General features: G+C 68.2%; 17 protein-coding genes and 3 pseudogenes. 9 read left to right on the top strand and 11 right to left on the bottom strand.

All coding sequences use genetic code 11. The features are described 5' to 3' along the window. Positions 1–15: 15 nt before the first annotated feature. Together AB0H64_RS03025 and AB0H64_RS03020 are read right to left on the bottom strand one after the other, a co-directional pair. Positions 16–375: a hypothetical protein gene (locus tag AB0H64_RS03025; RefSeq protein ID WP_357619442.1), complete on the bottom strand. Its 360-nt coding sequence runs from the start codon at positions 373–375 to the stop codon at positions 16–18. A gap of 25 nt (positions 376–400) precedes the next feature. Further along, positions 401–538 (bottom strand): annotated as a pseudogene (locus AB0H64_RS03020) (IS256 family transposase); the annotation flags it as partial. A 624-nt stretch (positions 539–1,162) separates the two neighbouring features. Here AB0H64_RS03020 and AB0H64_RS03015 point away from each other — a divergent pair. Beyond that, positions 1,163–2,283, top strand: a pseudogene (locus tag AB0H64_RS03015) (IS630 family transposase). Between the two features lie 474 nt (positions 2,284–2,757). Continuing rightward, a complete protein-coding gene (locus AB0H64_RS03010; protein WP_357619440.1) occupies positions 2,758–3,027 on the top strand; it encodes a hypothetical protein in 270 nt (89 codons plus the stop codon). A gap of 130 nt (positions 3,028–3,157) precedes the next feature. Here the strand turns inward: AB0H64_RS03010 and AB0H64_RS03005 are convergent, their stop codons facing one another. From AB0H64_RS03005 to AB0H64_RS02990, 4 genes and pseudogenes are all read right to left on the bottom strand, one after another. After that, positions 3,158–4,585 (bottom strand): serine hydrolase domain-containing protein, encoded by a 1,428-nt coding sequence (locus AB0H64_RS03005; protein ID WP_357619438.1) that lies wholly within the window; start codon positions 4,583–4,585, stop codon positions 3,158–3,160. Between the two features lie 53 nt (positions 4,586–4,638). Further along, positions 4,639–7,056 carry a hypothetical protein gene (locus tag AB0H64_RS03000; RefSeq protein ID WP_357619436.1) on the bottom strand — a complete coding sequence of 806 codons (2,418 nt, stop codon included), beginning with the start codon at positions 7,054–7,056 and terminating at the stop codon, positions 4,639–4,641. Continuing rightward, on the bottom strand, positions 7,053–7,388 hold the full coding sequence (locus AB0H64_RS02995) for a helix-turn-helix transcriptional regulator (RefSeq protein ID WP_357619434.1): 336 nt from the start codon (positions 7,386–7,388) through the stop codon (positions 7,053–7,055). Before AB0H64_RS02995 ends, AB0H64_RS03000 begins: the two co-directional genes overlap by 4 nt. Before the next feature lie 82 nt (positions 7,389–7,470). Then, positions 7,471–7,761: pseudogene (locus AB0H64_RS02990) on the bottom strand (DUF2637 domain-containing protein); the annotation flags it as partial. 434 nt (positions 7,762–8,195) lie between these two features. Here AB0H64_RS02990 and AB0H64_RS02985 point away from each other — a divergent pair. Then, positions 8,196–8,438: a hypothetical protein gene (locus AB0H64_RS02985; RefSeq protein ID WP_357619432.1), complete on the top strand. Its 243-nt coding sequence runs from the start codon at positions 8,196–8,198 to the stop codon at positions 8,436–8,438. 127 nt (positions 8,439–8,565) lie between these two features. Here the strand turns inward: AB0H64_RS02985 and AB0H64_RS02980 are convergent, their stop codons facing one another. The 3 genes from AB0H64_RS02980 to AB0H64_RS02970 form a co-directional block, all read right to left on the bottom strand. Further along, complete coding sequence (locus AB0H64_RS02980) at positions 8,566–10,578, bottom strand: DUF4082 domain-containing protein (RefSeq protein WP_357619430.1); 2,013 nt, start codon at positions 10,576–10,578, stop codon at positions 8,566–8,568. Between the two features lie 368 nt (positions 10,579–10,946). Further along, positions 10,947–11,327: a hypothetical protein gene (locus AB0H64_RS02975; RefSeq protein ID WP_357619428.1), complete on the bottom strand. Its 381-nt coding sequence runs from the start codon at positions 11,325–11,327 to the stop codon at positions 10,947–10,949. A gap of 27 nt (positions 11,328–11,354) precedes the next feature. Continuing rightward, entirely contained in the window at positions 11,355–11,474 is a 120-nt protein-coding gene (locus tag AB0H64_RS02970; RefSeq protein ID WP_357619426.1) for an ABC transporter permease, read from the bottom strand. Here AB0H64_RS02970 and AB0H64_RS02965 point away from each other — a divergent pair. Continuing rightward, positions 11,464–12,105 (top strand): SLC13 family permease, encoded by a 642-nt coding sequence (locus AB0H64_RS02965; RefSeq protein WP_357619424.1) that lies wholly within the window; start codon positions 11,464–11,466, stop codon positions 12,103–12,105. The genes AB0H64_RS02970 and AB0H64_RS02965 overlap by 11 nt on opposite strands. A gap of 243 nt (positions 12,106–12,348) precedes the next feature. After that, positions 12,349–13,104 (top strand): GNAT family N-acetyltransferase, encoded by a 756-nt coding sequence (locus AB0H64_RS02960; protein WP_357619422.1) that lies wholly within the window; start codon positions 12,349–12,351, stop codon positions 13,102–13,104. 424 nt (positions 13,105–13,528) lie between these two features. On the opposite strand, the gene AB0H64_RS02955 is transcribed toward AB0H64_RS02960, so the two are convergent. After that, a complete protein-coding gene (locus tag AB0H64_RS02955) occupies positions 13,529–14,920 on the bottom strand; it encodes an MFS transporter (protein WP_357619420.1) in 1,392 nt (463 codons plus the stop codon). Between the two features lie 111 nt (positions 14,921–15,031). Here AB0H64_RS02955 and AB0H64_RS02950 point away from each other — a divergent pair, with 111 nt between their 5' ends. From AB0H64_RS02950 to AB0H64_RS02935, 4 genes are all read left to right on the top strand, one after another. Then, positions 15,032–16,024 carry a helix-turn-helix transcriptional regulator gene (locus AB0H64_RS02950; RefSeq protein WP_357619418.1) on the top strand — a complete coding sequence of 331 codons (993 nt, stop codon included), beginning with the start codon at positions 15,032–15,034 and terminating at the stop codon, positions 16,022–16,024. Positions 16,025–16,357: 333 nt separating this feature from the next. Then, a complete protein-coding gene (locus tag AB0H64_RS02945; protein ID WP_357619416.1) occupies positions 16,358–16,810 on the top strand; it encodes an NUDIX domain-containing protein in 453 nt (150 codons plus the stop codon). 152 nt (positions 16,811–16,962) lie between these two features. Beyond that, entirely contained in the window at positions 16,963–17,715 is a 753-nt protein-coding gene (locus AB0H64_RS02940) for a DUF4158 domain-containing protein (protein ID WP_357619712.1), read from the top strand. Then, entirely contained in the window at positions 17,666–18,058 is a 393-nt protein-coding gene (locus tag AB0H64_RS02935; protein WP_357619414.1) for a hypothetical protein, read from the top strand. Before AB0H64_RS02940 ends, AB0H64_RS02935 begins: the two co-directional genes overlap by 50 nt. A 362-nt stretch (positions 18,059–18,420) precedes the next feature. On the opposite strand, the gene AB0H64_RS02930 is transcribed toward AB0H64_RS02935, so the two are convergent. Further along, on the bottom strand, positions 18,421–18,714 hold the full coding sequence (locus AB0H64_RS02930; RefSeq protein WP_357619412.1) for a PrgI family protein: 294 nt from the start codon (positions 18,712–18,714) through the stop codon (positions 18,421–18,423). Between the last annotated feature and the right edge of the window lie 157 nt (positions 18,715–18,871).

Below are 18,871 nucleotides of genomic sequence, written 5' to 3'. Positions count from 1 at the left end.
GGATCGGATGGGTGGTCAGTCTCGGTAGCGGGGGTATCCGCCGTGGTCGGGTAGTTCGTCTTCGTAGTCGCAGGCAGCGACTGCGTCATGGCCTGCCTGCCAGGCGTGGGTGAGGATCTTGGATACCGTCTCGATGACCTGGTGGCTGGGTTCGTTCCCTCTTTCGATGTCCATCTTGATCGGCCAGGTGGTGAAGTCGGCTCCATCGTGAGTGCAGTTGTCATTGCGCCGGATCTCGATCTCTATGGTGGCGACGCGCAGCAGGCAGCCATCGCTTGTCGCGCCGGTGGCGCCGGCGGTCAGCTCGATCGCGGCCTCTTGGCTGGCGCCGCGTAGGAAGAGTCCGCAGTAGTCGTAGCGGCCGGGGTCGGTCATGCGGCGTCTTTCCCCTCGTGTCGTGACGTTCCAGCAGCACACCGCGCCCGAAGCGGGCGCCCGCACGGACGAGGGCGACCAGGTGAGGGGCATTCGCCGCCCGCCAGCGTGCCTGGGCCGATTCGATGAGCTTGAAGGCCATCGCCAGGCCGGCAACGCGGCTGGCGACACAGCGGCAGCCCGCTGGATGCCGGGAGTGCCTGGAGGTTGCCGGCCTGGCCTTGCCGGACTATCAGGCGTCGATGGGTTGGCTCTTGACGCTGATGGTCTGCTCGGCGCAGCGGTTGGTGGGGCTCAGGGTGCCGTTGAAGATCGCGCATGCCAGCCCCTCGGCGTGGGCACGGTCGAGGACATCGTGCAGTTAGGCGCTTGAGCTGCGAGAATTTCGATTGCCTCGTGCGTGTAGCAGTAGGCGGTGGCCCGGGAAATGTGGTGGTCACGCCGCGTCTGGGGATGCCGCACTCGCCGCGGAATGCAGTCGGGGTCTCCGACAGCGCCGCGGGCCTACCCGCTGCTCACTCAGGTCGGGGCGGCCTACCAAACCATCATAAGACCTGCGCTGATAGCCCCTATCGCACCACGGTTATCGGAAGCGACGCAGTCCTCGGCATTAACGTTGAGGTCATCCCCGCGCCCTACCAAGATCGATATACGCCGTTGATCGGACGGTCCCACACGGATTCCGACGTCTAGTGCTGTGACCGGAAACGATCACCGGGTTGGCGCGTAGGACGCTCCTGCCAGTTGGATGGTGCTGATCACGTTCGATCGGCACTCTGGAGGCCCGGTGACGCAACCGGTCAAGGTCCGCAGGCTCACGGATCAAGAGGGGCAGAAGCTGCAGCGGATCGTGCGTCGCGGCACGATGAGTACGGTGCGTTATCGGCGGGCGATGATCCTGCTGGCCTCGGCCGGCGGCAACTCCGTCCCCGTCATCGCCCGCCTGGTCCAAGCCGATGAGGACACCGTGCGCGATGTGATCACCGCTTCAACGAGATCGGGCTGGCCTGCCTGGACCCTCAGTGGGCGGGAGGCCGTCCCCGCCTGCTGAGTCCTGACGACGAAACCTTCGTCGCGCAGACGGCCACCACCCGACCCACCAAGCTCGGCCAGCCCTTCACCCGCTGGTCCATCCGCAAACTGCTCGACTACCTGCACCGCCTGCCCGGCCGCGTCATCGCCATCGGTCGGGAAGCCTTACGCACCCTGCTGCACCGGCACGACATCACCTTCCAGCGCACCAAGACCTGGAAAGAGTCCCCGGACCCGGACTTCGAGACCAAACTCGACCAGATCGAGTACGCCCTGACCCAGCGGCCCGAACGCACCTTCGCCTTCGACGAGTTCGGCCCGCTCGGCATCCGACCCACCGCCGGGACGGGCTGGGCGCCCCAAGGCGAGCCGGACCGGCTACCAGCCACCTACCATCGCACCCACGGCGTCACCTACTTCCACGGCTGCTACTCCGTCGGCGACGACCTGCTGTGGGGCGTCAACCACCGGCGCAAGGGCAGCGACCACACCTGGGCCACCCTGAAGTCGATCCGCGCCGCCCGGCCGGACGGCGCGCCGATCTACGTGATCCTGGACAACCTGTCGGCGCACAAGAACTGGCGCATCCGCGCCTGGGCCAAGAAACACAAGGTCAGGCTGCTGTTCACGCCGACCTACGTCTCCTGGGCCAACCCGATCGAGGCCCACTTCGGGCCGTTACGCCAGTTCACCCTGGCCAACTCCAACCATCCCAACCACACCGTCCAGACCCGCGGCCTGCACGCCTACCTGCGCTGGCGCAACGCTCACGCCCGCCATCCCGACGTGCTGGCCGCCCAACGCCGGGAACGCGCCCGCGTCCGAAGCGAGAAGGGCATCCGCTGGGGCGGCCGGCCCGTGGCTACTGCAGCCTGAAACCTGCTGCCAACCCGGTGATCGTTTCCAGTCACAGCACTAGATCCCAGGTCAGCGCCTACTTGGCGGCTGATGGCGCGTTGGTTAACGGCACCCCCACCTGGTCGACCTGAGCGGCGACTCCATGGGACTGCCCGACTCCGATCGGGTGCTCTTGCACCAAGTGCCGCCCGTGGGCTGGTGGATGATCAAGGACGTCGATGATGACTACCTGCAGCGGATCCAGCGATACCGGGAGCAGTAGGGCCGGACGGTAGCCGAACTGCCAGAAGGCCCACGCTCCTTCATCGACGCGAATCTCGGATACTGGTGTCGGTGCCGGCGCGTACCGTGCTGATCAGCATGGCCTCGAAGCCGATGGAGAGGCGCCTGGTGACCATTCTCCGACCCTCAGCAAGCGCGACATCAGCAGGAGCATCAGCCAGAGCTGCCTACCGCGCTCGTTTGTTGGCTACCCGCACCCAGCGGTGGACGATGCGCACCGCCCTGGCCTTGCTCACCGGCCTCGTGATGGGGTGGCTGCTCGGCTGGCGGGCGGGCCTGATCGCGGTCGTTCTGGCTGCGGGGGCCGACTGGATCTATCGCTACCAGCAGCATTCCTCCACGGTGGCCTGGCGCAAAGGAGCTGCGGGGGAGCGGGCAACCGCTCGACGCCTTCGGTCACTGGAGCTGGCCGGCTACACCGTGCTGCACGACGACCGGGCGCTGCCGCGCAGCCGGGCCAATATCGGTAACTTCGGCTAACAGAACCTGCGCAATGCCCAGTTAGGCCGAGAACACCGGCATCCATCGATGATCGACCACGGTCCGAACCAGGCCAACGCCGGGTGACGAGACATCTCGTAGCCGACACCTGGAGCCTGGCCAACATCACCTACGCGACGTCGGGCCGTGTCATCAGCGGCGACCGCACATGCAACGCCAGACTGGGGCCGGTCAGGGGCACGGTGCTCCACGTCGCCACCGCTGTCCCCGCGTCGGCGTCGACCACCAGCCGAACCCGGTGCGGGGTGGTGATGACGTAAAGCTCGGCGACGAACGTGTTGCCCTGCCATGCGCCGGCCGCGACGACAGGGCGGCCGAGCGGCGAACTTTCCCGCCAGTCGCCGTGGCCGACCTCGACGTTGAGGAACGACCCGAGTCGCAGGAGCCATCCACCGTCCACGGGATCGACGATCACCGTGGTTCCGTCGGGCAGAGCCGAATCCTCGGCGGAGGCGTCGAGTCTCGCCTTGGCGGAACGCTCCGGGGCGGCCGAACCTGGCACCGGCGCGAGTGACAGCCGCCGCAGCCGATCGGCGAGGATCTCGTCGTCCCGGGTGTTTCCCGCGTGGTCCACGCTGGGCAGCAGGCACTCCCAAATGGCGTCGAGCACGTCCTGGGCCTGCCCTTGGGCGGTCACGGCGACCACGAGATCGTGCGACGGGACGACCACGCATTGCTGGCCGAAGGCACCGTGACCGTGGTAACCGTGACGCGACATCCAGAACTGGTAACCGTAACCGCAGCTGAAGTCGACGTCGTCCGACCCGTCCTCGAACGGCAGGCTGTCGATGTGCCGTCTGGTCGCGAGCTCCACCCATTCGCGCGGGACGAGCCGCCGGTCGCCCCAAAGGCCTCCGCGCAGCAGCAGTTCACCGAAGGCGGCGACGGCCTCGGTCGTGAGGTGCAGTCCGTGGAATCCGAAGGCGGCACCGCTCGCCACCCGGTCCCATTCGGCGTGGTCGACGCCCATCGGCTTGAAGAGGCGCTCGTCGAGGAGCTCCGGGAGGCCGCGGCCCGTGACCCGTTCCACCATCCGGGCCAGGATGAAGGTGGTCGGATTGTCGTAGGCGTGCCGTGTTCCCTCGGCCTCGGGAAACGGTACGCGCAGGAAGCCCTTCACCAGGTCGCCCGGTTCCAGTTGCCAGGCCTCGGCGAGGCTGTCCGTACGGTGCCCGCTCGTCATGGACAGCAGGTGGTGAACGGTGAGACGGCGTCCCTGCTCCGAGATGTCGGCCGGAACGTGGTCGGGCAACACGTCCACCACCCGATCGTCCAGCGAGAGCAGCCCGTCGGCGATCGCGAGCCCCACGGCGACCGAGGTGAACGACTTGGTCAGCGAGTAAAGCAGATGCGGGCGCTCGGCCGAGTACGGCGCCCACCAGCCTTCAGCGACGACGTGACCGTGGCGTACGACCATGATGGAATGACACTCGACGGATTGCGCTTCGAGCCGGTCCAGCAGCGCGGCGATCGAACGGGACGACATCCCTGACGCGGCCGGTGTCGAACGCGGCAGTAGGGTGCGCTGAGAAGGCATCCGGACACCCTAACAAGACCGCCAAATCCGCCCAATCGAGTTTCGGACAGTGCTTAGGTTCTGCGATTGGGTCGATCGGGGAGTTGAGCCGCGTAGCGGGCCCAGTTGCCGCCGGCCTGGGTCCAGGCGGTGGCGGTCTCGGGACTGATTGCCAGCAGTTCGGTGAGGATTACGGCCGGCAGTTGGGTGGAGAGGTTCATGAGGGCGGAGGTCCGGCCGGGGCGGGAGTAGATGCCCAGGCGCTTTAACCGGGTTCCCAGGTGGAAGTCGCTGAGGTGCTGTCCGGCGAGGGCGCCAGGGAAGAGCCAGGGTGAGTCCTCGGTGACGCCGAGCGTGACGTGCCCGCGACGCCGCGCGAGAAGCCGCCGCGCGATCTCGTCCAGAGGGTCGGGCAGCAGCAGGGGCCTCTCGCCCAGCATCAGCGAGGTCTTCGCCTCCTCGATCACCACGCTGGTGACTGGCAGTCGGCAGATCACGGTGAGGGGCTGGGCGTAGAGCAGGACGAGGAGCCCGGCGAACCGGTCTTCGATGGCGATGGCGTCGTCGTGTATGAGGTGGCGGCTGAGTGTCCAGCGGTCGTCCTCGTCGGTCGGCTGGGCAAGGCTCAGCTTCTGCCGGGACGGGATCTGCAGTCCCTTGCCGATGTGCCGGTTGCGGCGGCACCACTCTATGAAGCCGTGGGCGTCGTAGCGGGTCGTGGTCCCGGTGGCTATCCATTCGTCCAGGTGGCTCTGGGTGCAGAGTCGCAGTTCGGTGCCCTGCTCCCGTAACCAGGCCAGCAGGGCGACAGCGGCGCGGATGCTGGCCCGGACCGAGGTCGCCTGGGTCGAGGTGATCGGGTGGCCTGGGGCCTCGCGGCGAACGCGCCGCAGATGGTGCCAGGTCGCGAAGCGCTGGGGGAGCTTGCGTTCACCGTCGTCGGAGACGTCTTGGGTCGTCGAGGTGATCCACAATTCCAAGGCGGTGAACCGTTCGTCTCGCTCGGGCAGAACCCCGGCGGTGACCAGGGCGGCCCGCAGGAAGGCCACGGACCTGTTCGGCAGCAGAGCGTCCATGCCCTCATGGGTGAGTGGGCAGGTGCCATCGGCGAGCGCGGCCAGCACTGTGCGGGCGCTGGCCTGCTTCATCAGGCGCAGGCCCGCCTTCGGGCCGTGGGCGAGCAGGACATCGTGGACGGGTTCGAGTTCGGGCCGCAGGACGCCGTCGCGGGAGAGCGCTTCACGGATCTTCTGGTCGTGTACGCAAGCGTGGCAGCGGCCGTAGCTGTGCAAGTACTCGACCGTCCCGCAGAGCCGGCAAGGAGTGAACGAGATCGGGTTCTTCTGCCAGCAGGTCCCGCAGAGACGGCCGTCCTCGGTACGGACCGCGGCGTATCTATCCTTGCCGCAGCCATCGCAGCGCCGGCGGGCGCGAGAACACGTGTCGCAGCGGGGCATCCCGGTCGCTGCCCGATAGCAGTGTCGAGGCCCTTTGCCGCACAACGAGCAGGTCTGCATGGCCGGTCGGGAGCAGGCGTAGCAGAGCGGCCCGTCTTCGGTGGATCGCGCGAGGGGGCGGACGCGATCGCAGAGGACGCAGGTGATCAGCCGGTCGGCTTCGTGGCGCATACAGACCGGACACAACGGGGCCCCGTCTGAGCGGCGCGTCGCGACCACTCTGTTCCTGCCGCAGCGTCCGCAGGGGGTGGAGTTGGCCCTGCGGTAACAGTCCAGGCAGCAACGACGGTCGCCTAGTACTTGGGTGAGCGGCCGGACCTGGCCGCAGCCGGGGCAGGCCGGCGCGGTGATAGAGACGTCGGCGGCGGTGAGTGCGGTGATCAGCCGGGCGGCCCGCGCGGATGCCTGCGCGCCCTCGCCGGTCAGTAGGCCCGGGGTGTCCTCGATCTCCCAGAGCAACCGGAACATCAGGTAGGCGTTGCTGATGGGAGTGACTGACTCGACGGCCTGGCGGACAACCGCAGGATCGGCGTCCGGGACGGCGGCCGCGATGGCCTGGCAGATCAGGTCGACCGGGTCACCCTGGGGTGGCTGCCAGCAGTCGCGGCAGATCGCCTCGCCGGTGCGGGTGCGCCGATAGACGCGAGCCGGCCCGGAGCACTTGCAGCATCTGAGCGACACCGCACGGGATTTATGACTGCAGGACGGGCAGATGCGCTCGCCATCGGCCCGCACACCGGTCAGCTTCTTCGTGCTGGCGCAATCGGCGCATTTGGGCAGCACGGCCCGGCGGGAGCCGCGCGTGAGAAGGGCTCGGGCGAAGTCGCCGATCACCGACGGTCCTCCGGGGCGGCCGGAGGTCAGCAGGTCCGGATCGTCGGCGAGAGCGTGGGCCAGCCGGCGGCGCTTGGCCCAGGAAGCGGCGGCATCCGCGATCGCCCGGCGTACGGCTTCCTCGCTCAGGTCCGGCTCGATGACGGCCATGGCGGTGATGATGGCGGCGTCCAGCTCCGGCAGCGCAACAGCGGCGATCATTTCTCCGGCCCGGTGATGCGCGCCCGCGGTGGGCGGAAGTCGCCGATGCCCGTTTCAGTGCCGTCGGAAGTGCGATTGCGGCGAGTGGCTCTGACGACGGTCGGCCTGATGAGGTCCTCCATGGGACAGCCGAAGATGTCGATCAGGGCCATCAATACCTTGAGGCTGAGTCTTTCCGGCTTCTCCGTTACCAGCCGATAGACCTGGCTGGTGGACAACTTCACTCCACGCTCGGCCAGCAGCGGCTGCAGGGCCGCGGTGGTGAACATGCCCTGCTCGGCCATGATTTCGCGCAACCGCCAGGTGTAGTCCAGTTGGCAGTCCTTGAGCATCAAGATAATGATTTCTGGTGGTCGAGATCTGCCGCAGCAGGCCAGGCCCCACCTCTGACCAGCCGATGAGCAGGAGTGGTGCCACGGCGTCGATCGCGGCTCGGCCGTATTCTCCTTGGGCCAGTGGAGCGGCGACATTCAGCCCCAGTGTGGCGAGTCCGGAGAACGTCAGCAGCGTGCGGGCGGGCCCCAGCCCTGTGGGGCTGGAGCTGTGAAGACGGACGTAGTGGATGCCCAGGAGCAATCCGATGACTGACAGATCGACTGCAGGTCCGACCAGCGGTGCTATCCAGGCAGGGACTCCGAGAAGGGTGGCCAGATGCCAGACGTTGCCGAAGCTGAACGTGAAGGTCAATAAGGCGATGAGCACCATGACGACGGTCACGGTGCGAGCGATGAACACCTCGACGGCGGGCGAACCCGTCTCCGACTGCCCGGGAGCTTGGCCGGAGAAGGGAGTGGTCTCAGATTCGGCATTCATCGCTGCTGTCCATGCGGCTGGGCATGGTCACGAGAGTCGATGAAGACGCATCCTGGAGCATCTGGCGTGGGGCACGCCTGGGGACCATTTGGGGACCACACGCAGTGCGCGTTGGCGAACGAACCGCATGTGGCAGAACGTGGTGTGATCTCGGGGGAGTGGCTCTGACCTGCTGAAACGCCTACTCCCACGTCCTGGGGGTCAAGGGGTCGCAGGTTCAAATCCTGTCGTCCCGACGGTGATACAAGGCCGGTCGGCCTGGGTTAAAGCCCAGCTGGACCGGCCTTTTCGTTGCGGCCGTCCTGATCTCGGGCTCTCTCACGATCTTGAGCTGGGGACCACTTGGAGACCAGCCGCTGGAGAGGTGGCTGCTCAGGGCCGCTCCCGCCGCGGCAATCTGCGTCGTCGGGGTGGGGGAGCACGACCGGTTCCTCCCGCCTCGACGACTGGCACTGGCACTGCGTCGGACCATGGACCTCGACCTGCGGATCCTGCCCGGCATGGGCCACCTGACCACCCCTGGTCACCTCGACGATGTGGTGTCACTGGTTGCCGAGGTCGCGGGTTGAGTCGTCGTGCCACCAGTCGGCCTCGACGGTCTCGCAGCGAAGCCGACGGGGCGACCAGAATCTTTTGGTGCAAGGGCCGGCAGATTCTGGTCGCCACAGGTGGCCTGGATGCTTTCCGCCGCCGGTGTCAGAGCAGGACGTCAACCCAGTAGTTGGTGCCCTGGTAGGTGTTGCTGGGGAAGGTGTTCGTCGCCCCGTACGCGTACACGCCGTTGCCGCCGGAGACGCCACCGTTCTCCAGCGCGGTCAGCGGGTGACGGTTGTGCGCGTTGAAGAATCCCTGCGGTGTGTAGGAGAAGTGCCCCGAGGGCGCGAAGTACGAGGCGATGTAGGTGGTGTCGGCGCTGATGGTGATCGGTGAGGAGAAGTACGCCTGCTGCCAGCCGGAGGCGCTCTCGCCGGTGAAGGTGACGGTGGCGAGCTGTGTCCCGCTCGTCGTCCACAGGGCGCCGATGTGGGTGCCGGTGTTCTGCGAGCCCTTGTGGAAGCGGATACCCCGGACGCTGCCGCCCGTGGAGGACCGGAACTTGACCCCCAGTGTGACCGGGTCGGCACTCATGTGGTTCTCGACCGCGGGGGTCGCCGAGTCGGTCCATACGGTGTCGGACCGCAGGAACACCGGTTCGACCCAGTAGTTGGTGGCCTGGAAGGTGGCTGACGGGAACGTGTTGGTCGCGCCGTAGGTGTAGACGCCGTTGCCGGCCCCTGCGGTGCTGGCCGGGGCGGTCAGGGGCGGGCTGTTGCGGTCGGTGGCGAAGGAGTTGGCCGTGTAGGAGAAGTGCCCGGTGGGCGCGAAGTACGAGGCGATGTAGGCGGTGTCGGCGTCGATCGGCACTGGCGATGAGAAGGTCGCCTGCTGCCAGCCGGAGGCGGTCTCGCCGGTGAAGGTGACGGTGGCGAGTTGCGTCCCGCCGGTGGTCCACAGGGCGCCGACGTGGGTGCCGGTGTTCTGCGAGCCCTTGTAGAAGCGGATGCCCTGAACGACTCCGGACGTGGAGGCCCGGAACCTGACCCCGAGCGTGACGGGGGCGCCACTGGGGTGGTTCTCGACTGCCGGGGTTACGGAGCTGGGCCACAGGGTGTTGGTGACCTCGTGGTTCACCCCGGGCGAGGTGCTCGGGGCGAGGGTCACGAGGGCTTCGCTGTCGAAAGCCTGGCCGCCGAGGAAGACGGCCGTGAGCAGGTGGGTGCCGCCGGTCAGCGCCGTGGTCTGGAGCTGGGCGTGGGCGTTCTGGTCGATGGAGCCGGTGCCGAGCAGTGTGGTGCCGTCTTTGAAGGCCACCTGTCCCTGCGGGGTCACCGTTTCGGACTCCAGGGTCACCGTGGCGGAGAGCGTGACCTGCTGCCCTTCGATCGAGGAGCCGGAGGGTGAGACGGTCAGCGTCGTCTGCGACGGCAGGTCCTCCGGCAGGGAGATGCGGGTGTTGGGACCGGATGTGGTGCCCTGGATCGTGACGTTGTTGGTCAGGGCGAAGATGCGGCCGGTGACCGCGGCGCCGGAGTTGATGGAGGCGGCGTTCGAGGCCAGGACGTTGCCGAGGAAGGTCGAGTTCGTGCCGAGGGTCGCCGTGCCGGTGATCTGGAAGAACACGTTGTCGGTCTGGGCGCCGTTGACGAGGCTGATGTTGCTCACCGTGGCGGTGGTCAGCGTGGCTGCCCGGAAGATGAAGATCGCGTTCGGGTCCGTCTGCGCGTCGAGGGTGAGCGTGCCGGTGACCTGGAAGGTGGTGCCGGAGGACGGGGTGTAGACACCGGGCCCCTTGGTCGTTCCGCCGAGCTGTGCTGCCACGCTCGCGGTCGCTCCGCGTCCGGCGGCGTTGTTGTAGGCGGCGACCGCGTCGGTCTTGGCCGCCGCCGCGGTGGCGTCGCCGGCGTGGATCGTGCCGATCACCTGGCCGGGCGGGAATCCGGACACCACGGTGCCGGAGCTGGTGCCGAGATCGCCGGCGACAGTGGTGTTGTCGGTGTTGACGACCGCGCCGCCCGCCAGGACCGCGAAGCCCGCCGCGTTCCCGAGGGGGATCAGCGGCGCCGCGACGGCCCTGTCAGGCATCACCACGAAGACAGCTGTCGCGAGGATGGTCGTGAGGATCGTCACCAGCGCGGTACGGCGGGCGCCCCGCCGGCGCGCGGAAAGCACACGGCGGGAGCGAAGACGGGCGAGCGGCGTCAGACATGACGAGCCGGTCGGCCCTTGAGGGCGGTGCGACGGGGCGGGTGTCGCGGAGATGCGCCCCTCTCGGGGGATCACACCCTCTTTGTACTGCAATTACTGCGCTGAGTAACTGGACCGCTATGACACGTCATGCTAACCGTAAAACCCGCATCAGTTGCCTGATCGCTCACGGAAGCCCCATTTGCCGCCCCCTCATCCAGAACACCTGTTGTCACGGTCAGCGAGGCGCCCTTGATTCGGTCTCGCCGTGGTGCTGGATCTCCTGGGGCTGGGCCGTCCACGAGGGACGGTTGCGCGAGTCGACCGAGGCACGTTTTTCGACATGGCCCGCGTCAGTGTGGGTGATCGGCCTGCTGCCACCAGGTGACCGTCGCCCAGACGCCGACGGTCGCGGTGGCCAGTACGAGCAGGAAGCCGAGAGGGCCGGGTGGGTCCTGGTCCGGTCCGGCGATGCCGGCGTACAGACCGGGCACCGAGTACGGGAAGTAGGCGCCGAAGCCGAGGGCGGCGATGACCTGCGCGCTGAACACCATGACGAACATGGCGCCCACCGCGGCCAGGTAACCGCGTCCGATGCTGGCCGCCAGTGACAGCTGGGTGGTGAGCAGGGCGGTCAGCGTGGCGGCGGCCACGATGCGCAAGACGCCGTGCGTGGCGGTCTCCGCCGACCAGCCGGGCAGGCCGAGGAGCGCGCCGATCAGCAGGCCGAGCACGGCGACCTGGGCGGCGAGCAGTAGCGCCTATCCGGCGGCGACGACGAATTTGGCCGCCACGATGGCTGTGCGGGAGGTGGGCAGGGCGAGCAGGTCTTTGGCGGTGTGGTCGCTGAATTCGCGGCCGAACAGCCAGATGGCGATCACGCCGGCCGACCGCAGGTTGCCGTGGCAGAGCCTGACGGTGCTGGCGCTGGTGATGGCGGCCTTCGTGCTGCATCCGGTGCTGCACTACGAGCCGTCGGTCGTGGCCGTCCTCGGGGCCGGCATCCTGGTGGCGGCCACCAAGGTCACCACCGAGCAGGCCATCGCCGAGGTCGAGTGGCCGACCCTGGTGTTCTTCATGGGGTTGTTCGTCATGGTCGGCGCGCTGGTGCAGACCGGCGTGATCGGCCAGGTCTCCCGGCTGGCCGTCGAGGCCACATCGGGGCAACTGGGGTTCACCACGATGGTGCTGCTGTGGGCTTCGACGGGGCTGTCGGCGATCGTGGACAATATCCCTATATGTGGCCACGATAGCCCCATCGTCGCCGACCTGGTGCAGGCCAGTGGCGGGCACGGCCCCGGGCAGGTGCTGTGGTGGGCGCTGGCCTTCGGCGCCGACCTGGGCGGCAACGCCACCGCCGTCGGCGCCGCCGCCAACGTCGTTGTGATCGGGATCGCCGCCCGCAACGGACATCCGATCAGCTTCTGGCAGTTCACCAAGTACGGCCTCGTCGTCACCCTCGTCACGGTGGCGCTCGTGACGCCGTACCTGTGGCTGCGCTACCTGACCTGACCGGCCGGGCGGTGCGATCGCACCACATCATGATCGGCTCCACGGATGATGTGATGCTCGTGGGACAGCCCGAACGCACCTGGTGCCAACCCGCGATGGACTAGGTCGAGCAGACGTGCCGGCGCCCAGGCCTCATTCGAGAGGACTCTCCATGAGCAGAATGCCCGTCCTGCCGTCGCGGTGACCGGCTCTTCTCTCGGCCGATCTATACTCGGACGCCGATCACGGACGAAAGGACCTTACGTGCTCGACGCCGCTGTGCACGCCTACCTGAGATCGGCCGCGGGGCCGCGCGCTCACCGGGCCGGGCCGTTCGTGATCAGGTTCGACGAGCACGACGACGCGCTCCCGTTCAACTACGCCATCCCGGACGACGACGCTGCGCCCACGCTGGACGAGGTCGCGGCCCTCGTGGCGGCGTTCCGCGAGCGCTCGCGCACGCCGCGCCTGGAGTACGTGCCCCAGGCCGCGCCGAAGGTCGAGGAGGCGTTGCTCGCGGCCGGTTTCACCCCCGAGGACCGCTTCCCGCTGCTGGTGTGCCCGCCGGACGAGGTCGTCGACGCGCCGGCGGACGCCGCCGTACGGGTCGGGCTGGTGGCGGACGACGCCGGCCTCTGTCAGGTGGCGCGGGTGATGAACGAGGCGTTCCAAGCGCCGGAGGCCACCGAGCACGACGTGGCGCGTCTGCGGCGGATCCTCGACCGGGGTGGGCTCGTGGCCGCGGCCGCGGCCGTTGACGTCGCGACCGGCGACGTCGTGGGCGCGGGCCAGCTCGGCGGCCCGCACGAGGGCGTGGCCGAGGTGGCGGGCATCGCGGTCCTGGCCTCGCACCGGCGTCGCGGGATCGCGGGCGCGGTCACGGCGCTGCTGACCCACGCGGGGGCGGAGGCCGGGGTGACGACGCCGTTCCTCACCCCGGCCGACGAGGGGGCGGCCCGGGTGTACCAGCGGGTCGGGTACCGGCGCGTGGGCGAGGCCCTGCACATCTCGCTGCGCTAGCCGTCCGCCGCGCTCCGCCTCTCGCGGCACGAGAACACCCGGTCGCCTGGCTCGCCGCCAGTTCGTGCGGGCTGCGGGGACCGTGGAGCATCGCCACGTTGATCGTGGGCGTGTACTGGGGATGGCGCTTGCCCCAGCCCTTGGCGATGAGCTCCTGCTGGTCCTCCTGTGACAGGGCCAGGTGCAGGCTGCCGTCAACGGCTCGTGGCGGTCGTTCGCCATCGCCGGGAACGCCACTCGGTCATGGGAATCCCTGGCCGCGGCGATCGCCGTCCACGATGGAGGTGCATCGTCGTGAGGTGCTGGCACGAACGGCCGATCATGGGCGCAACATGACAGGCCGCTGGTCAGCATGCTTGTGGTTCTGGATGCGGCACAGCACGGGCAGCCTACAGAGGCATGCCAAGGCGACTACAACAAGTTTCTAGGGCTGGGGCAGAAAAGCGGCGAACACGGCGGACAGGAGCACGAGTGCGGCAACGCCGACGTTGGTGGAGGCCGCGGCGGTCGCGACGGATCCGGATGGAAGGCTCAGGGACAGGAACACGGCGCCCAGACCCGCCACCCCGGCGACCTGGCCGAGTTGGGTGACCGTCGACATGATTCCACTCGCGTTCGCCGCGTCCGCGGGCGAGACCTGGGCCAGCGCCGTGTTGAGGGCCGGGCTGAAGGCCAGCCCCATGCCGACGCCGGACACGACGGCGGCGCCTTGATAGAGAAGGCCAGGGGAGCCCAGGTGGGCGGTGATGGCGGCCACCGCGAGGTAGCCCGCGGACGACAGCGCCAGTCCTGCCGGAATCATGCGGTGATGGAATCGGGCGGGGATGCGCCGCCAATTCAGGCTCGCCGTGCCGAAGCCCACCGAGGCCAGCACGAAGGCGAGGCTCGATTGCAGTGTGGACAGGCCAAGACCGTCCTGCAGGTACAGCGCCATGGTGAACAGGAAGCCGGCGTAGCCCGCCATCATCGCGAAGATCGAGGCGGCGGCGAGCACCAGACCGGGAGCCCGAAGCACGGGGCCGGGGACCAGCGGGGCAGCCGCGCGGCGCTGGGTGGCGACGAAGACGGCGGCCAGGACGGCGCTGCCGGCGAGCATCGCCCAGCCCCAGACGGGCCAGCCGAGTTCGTGCCCGAGGACCAGCGGGGTCACCAGCAGCAACACGGCGGGCGAGAGCGTCAGCAGGCCAGGGAGATCGAGTCCGGTGGTCGCATCGGGCCGGTCGGCAGGCAGCAGCCGTGTCCCCGCCGCCAGCAGCACCAGGCCGATGGGCACATTCACCAAGAAGATCGGACGCCAGCCAGTGCCCGCGATGTCGGCGCTGGTCAGGACCCCGCCGAGGATCTGACCGGCGACCGCAGCGCCGGAGAGCACGGTGGAGTAGACGCTGAATGCCTTGGCGCGGGCGGTGCCGTCGAGGGTGAGTTGAATGAGACTGAGCACCTGCGGCACCAGCAGCGCCGCTCCAGCTCCCTGGAACAGGCGAAAAGTGATCAGCTGCGCGGTTGTGGCCGCCAGGCCGCAGGCGAGCGACGCCACGGTGAAGAGTACGAGCCCGGCCTGGAACAGGCGCCGATGGCCGAATCTGCGGCCCAGCCGGGCCCCGGTGATGAGCAGCACGGCGTACACGATCGTGTAGCCGGCCACGACAAGTTGCAGCGCGGCACCCGAGCTGTTCAGGTCGGCGCGGATGGCCGGAGCCGCGATGGTCACGATGGTGGCGTCCAAGATCGCCATGAACTGTCCGAGGAGGATCACGGCGAGTAGCCGGCCTGTCCTGCCTCGTCCGGTCGAGGTCGGTGGGGCGGAGGTGGTCATGGAGCACGAGCGTGCGCGTCGCAGGAGTGCCGCGGCAGGGCGTGCTCATCCTGGTAGCGAGACCACCTGGTACCGGGAGAGGCGTCAGGCCAGGATGGGAATGTGTCTTCGATGAGCACCGGGGTGCAGCGCCGCAGCGAGCTGGCAACGTTTCTGCGCAGCCGGCGCGAGCGCATCACCCCTGATGACGTGGGTCTTCCGCCAGGGATACGGCGGCGCACGCCCGGTCTGCGCCGCGAGGAGGTCGCACTGCTCGCCGGGGTGGGAGTGACCTGGTACACGTGGCTGGAGCAAGGACGGCCGATCAACCCCAGCGTTCAGGTACTCGACGCCATCGCCCGTACGCTCCGCCTCGATCACGCCGAGCGAGAGCACCTGTACCGGCTCGCGGATGTGCCGGGCCTGCCGCGCGCCGAGGAGCACGGCTTGCTCGATCCCCAGGTTCAGCTCATCCTCGACACGCTCAATCCGCTGGCTGCGGCGGTGTACTCCAGCCGCTTCGACCTGCTCGCCTGGAACAGCACGTTCATCGGGCTGTTCCCTGCCTTTGTGGCTGCCGCCCCCGAGTCGCGCAATGCCATCTGGGAGCACTTCACGAGTCCGTCATGCTGCAATCCGTACGTGGATCCCATAGCCGAGGTCAGGCCCATGGTGGCCATGCTGCGTGCCGCCTTCGGCCGTCACCTGGCCGAGCCCGCCTGGACGGAGTTCGTCCGCCGATTGTCGGCCCAGAGCCCCGCGTTCGCGCGCATGTGGAGCGCTCATGACGTCGCCGAGCCAGGCGCGCATGTCAAGGTCCTCCGCTACGAGGATGTCGGCGAGATACGGTTGACCACCACTTACCTCACGGTGGCGGGTGTGCCCGAGGCCCGATTGCTCATCTACGCGCCGGTCGGGGAAGAGTCTCGGCAACGGCTGGCGCACCTGGCCGCCCGACCGAACCGGCACTGTTTCCTCCCTGCTCACTTTCACACAGGTTCCGCGCCTGGGGCCGAGACGGACACGGCACCGACCGGCTCACCTGCAGCGCCCGACGCGGCGGTCGCGCCCGCTTCCTCCTCGACCACCACGCCGGACCCCGGCCTGGCCTCGCTGTTGTCCTGAGGAAGATTTCAACGGAATTGCCTGACCTGAACTGATGTGAGCCTGTTCCGGTTATTGATCACTTCCGAGACCGCTCGTACGGTCCTGGCCGGGTGGCGGCTGGCGGAGAACCGGACCCAGACTGGCGGACATCGGAATTCCGGCCGTCTATCTGGATGGGATCCAGATAGACGGCCGCGGGGCATTCACGAGTAGCCCTTACATGTACCAAGGCAAGGGCTGGAAGATCGCTTCCCGGAGTCGGCATGTGGGACCCCTGCCCTGGATGCGCGAGATGATCAACGAGGGCATTTCCCCGTAGAGTTTCCGAGCATGAGGAGCCACACACCTGACATGTCGGCCTGCGTGACGCAAAGAGGGCGACCGGCATTCGTCGTGAATGTCGAGGTCTTCTTGGAGCGGGACGGCCACTGGCTGCTGATCCAGCGTGGAATGCAGGAGGCCAACGCTCCTGGTGTGCTGGCCGGAGTCGGCGGCAAGGTCGAGATCGACGGCGCCGGAGCCGATGTGCTGGAGGAGACCGCGCGCCGGGAGGTGGCGGAGGAGATCGGCGTCGACGTGACGGGAGTCGTGCTCATCTACGTGGGAAGCGAGTTCTTCGTGACGGACGACGGCGACCCGGTGATCAATGTGGTGTTCCGAGGTGAGTTGCCGGCGCATGCCCAGCCTATGGCTGCCTCGGCGCAGGAAGTGGCCGGGTTTGTCTGGCTCACTGTTGCCGAGGCCGAAGCGAACGCGAACTGCCCGCCGTGGGTTTTGCGCAGCCTGCGGCGCGTGGCGTCATAGAACAAAGCGTGGGCGAGATGATCGATCTCGTTTCGCAACCCGCGATGGATAGGTCGAGCAGACGTGCTGGCGCCCAGGCCCTCATCCGAAAGGACTCTCCATGAGCAGAACGGTCGTCCTGCCGTCACGGTGACCGGCTCTTCTCTCGGCCGATCCTGTCGGCGACCGGTTCGCGCACGGCGGCCGAGGAGGAACTGGCGCGGCTAGCACGAGGCCCTCGCACGCCAGCGCGCACGGTTCGAGGCCATCGCGCACACCGCCGAGACCGAGTTCGCCGCGAGCGCCCGATCGTGCTGTTCGACCTGGCCACCCATCGCCTGGTGGAGGCCAAGATCCTGCTGCCCGGCGTTACCACCCTGGAGCGGCTGATCGCCGCGCTGCGCGAGCGCGTCGCCGCCCGCCAGTACGCGCTGCTGGCCGCCGCCCCCAGCCCGAACCAGGCCGCCGTGCTGGAGAACCTGGTCAAGGTCGAGCAGGGCCGGCGGGTCTCCCGGCTGGACCGATTACGCAAAAGCCCCACCGACGTCAGCAGCACCGGCCTGGTCAAAGCCCTGGATCGGCATGTGGAACTGCGCGACCTGGGCGCAGCCGGCTGGGACTTGAGCGCGGTGCCACCCGGCAAGATCGCCGCACTGGCCCGCTTCGCCCACGCCGCCCGCGCCCAGGCCGTCGCGGACCTGGCCGGCGACCGCAAACTCGCCACCCTGGTCGCCTTCGCCGCGACCATGGCCCCCAGTCGGCCGACGACGCGGTCGAGGTGTTCGATCTGGCGGTCGGCGACCTGCTGCGCACCTCGGTGTTCAAGCGAACACGGAGCGGATGCGCACCCTCAAAGACCTCGACACCGCGGCGATCGTGCTGCGCGAGGTGTGGCTGAAGATCCGCTCCGTCGCCGAGATCCCTGACGGCGACATCCGCGCCGCCCTCGATGAGATGGATCTGGCCGCCATCGGTGCCGCTGCCGACGTCATCGGCGATATCGCCCGCGAACCGGATGAAGACTTCCAAGAAGAACTGCTGGATCGCTACGCCGCCGTCCGCCGGTTCCTGCCCAAGCTGCTCAAGCACCTCGACTTCGACGCCGGCATCCCCCGCGTAGTCACCGCCTGGAAAGAACCGCCCACCTTCGTCATCGACGCCAACGGCACCGAGGCCCTGACCGCCGCAGGAGTCACGGTCATCACGTTGCCAGAACTCGCCGAGGCCGCACGAGCCGCCAACATGCACTTCACCGACCCTAGCTCGTAGCGACCGAGCGACTTGCCGAATTGTTCTTATAGGTGATCAAGCGGCGCCGCGCCGCGCCGCCGTACAGCGGCCCGTCGCTTGCCCGCCGCCCGGGCATGCGGCCTGGGGGCCGGTCCCGGGCGGCAGCAGCACGGGCCGCCACGCCGACCGTGGTATCCGCCGCACCGAGCAAACTCGCCGACCCCAGCGTCACGCCGCCGAACGAATGCAGCCCTACGATCGCCACGTGTGGGCTGGCCTCCGTTAGTGGTCGGGGGCGATCGACGATCCGGTGCTTCGTTCCTCAGCACTGGCTCACCGAATGAGGTCTTCTGCCCCTACTCCCGCACGTCGATTGGAGCACGCGCATGAGCGATGCATACTCACCCATTCCCGAGCTCAACCTGCTCAAAGAGTTCGAAGACCACGTCAAGGACTGGTACTCGCATACCGTCGTGCTGGCCGACCGCCAGGAGGATGCCGGCGACAGCGATGGGCAGGGCGACGGCGGCGCACACGATGAGCGGCACGCGGTCGCCGATGGCCGTGTACGCGGTGTAGAGGAGGACTCCGGTGCCACCGAGGATGGCGACCTGGCGTGCGGTGAACGATCCGATGATCTTGTCGGGCTGCTCAACGTCGGCGGGGATGCGGGCTACCGAGTCGGTCCAGGTCACGTGCTGTCACCTCCGCGCGGCTTACGCGGTCGGGGACGGGCGGGCCTCTGAGTGGGGCGGCGCTTCTCCGGCCAGTTCGGTTGTCCGGGGATCGGGGCGTCGAGCGGGACGATCGGCCGGACGGGGCGCTGCGCCGAGGAAGTGGCTTCGGTGGTGT

The sequence above is a fragment of the Nonomuraea sp. NPDC050733 genome (assembly GCF_040654215.1).
Classification (GTDB): Bacteria; Actinomycetota; Actinomycetes; order Streptosporangiales; family Streptosporangiaceae; genus Nonomuraea.
The sequence above is the reverse complement of the archived record's forward strand: the minus strand, read 5'-3'. Positions and strand labels throughout refer to the sequence as shown.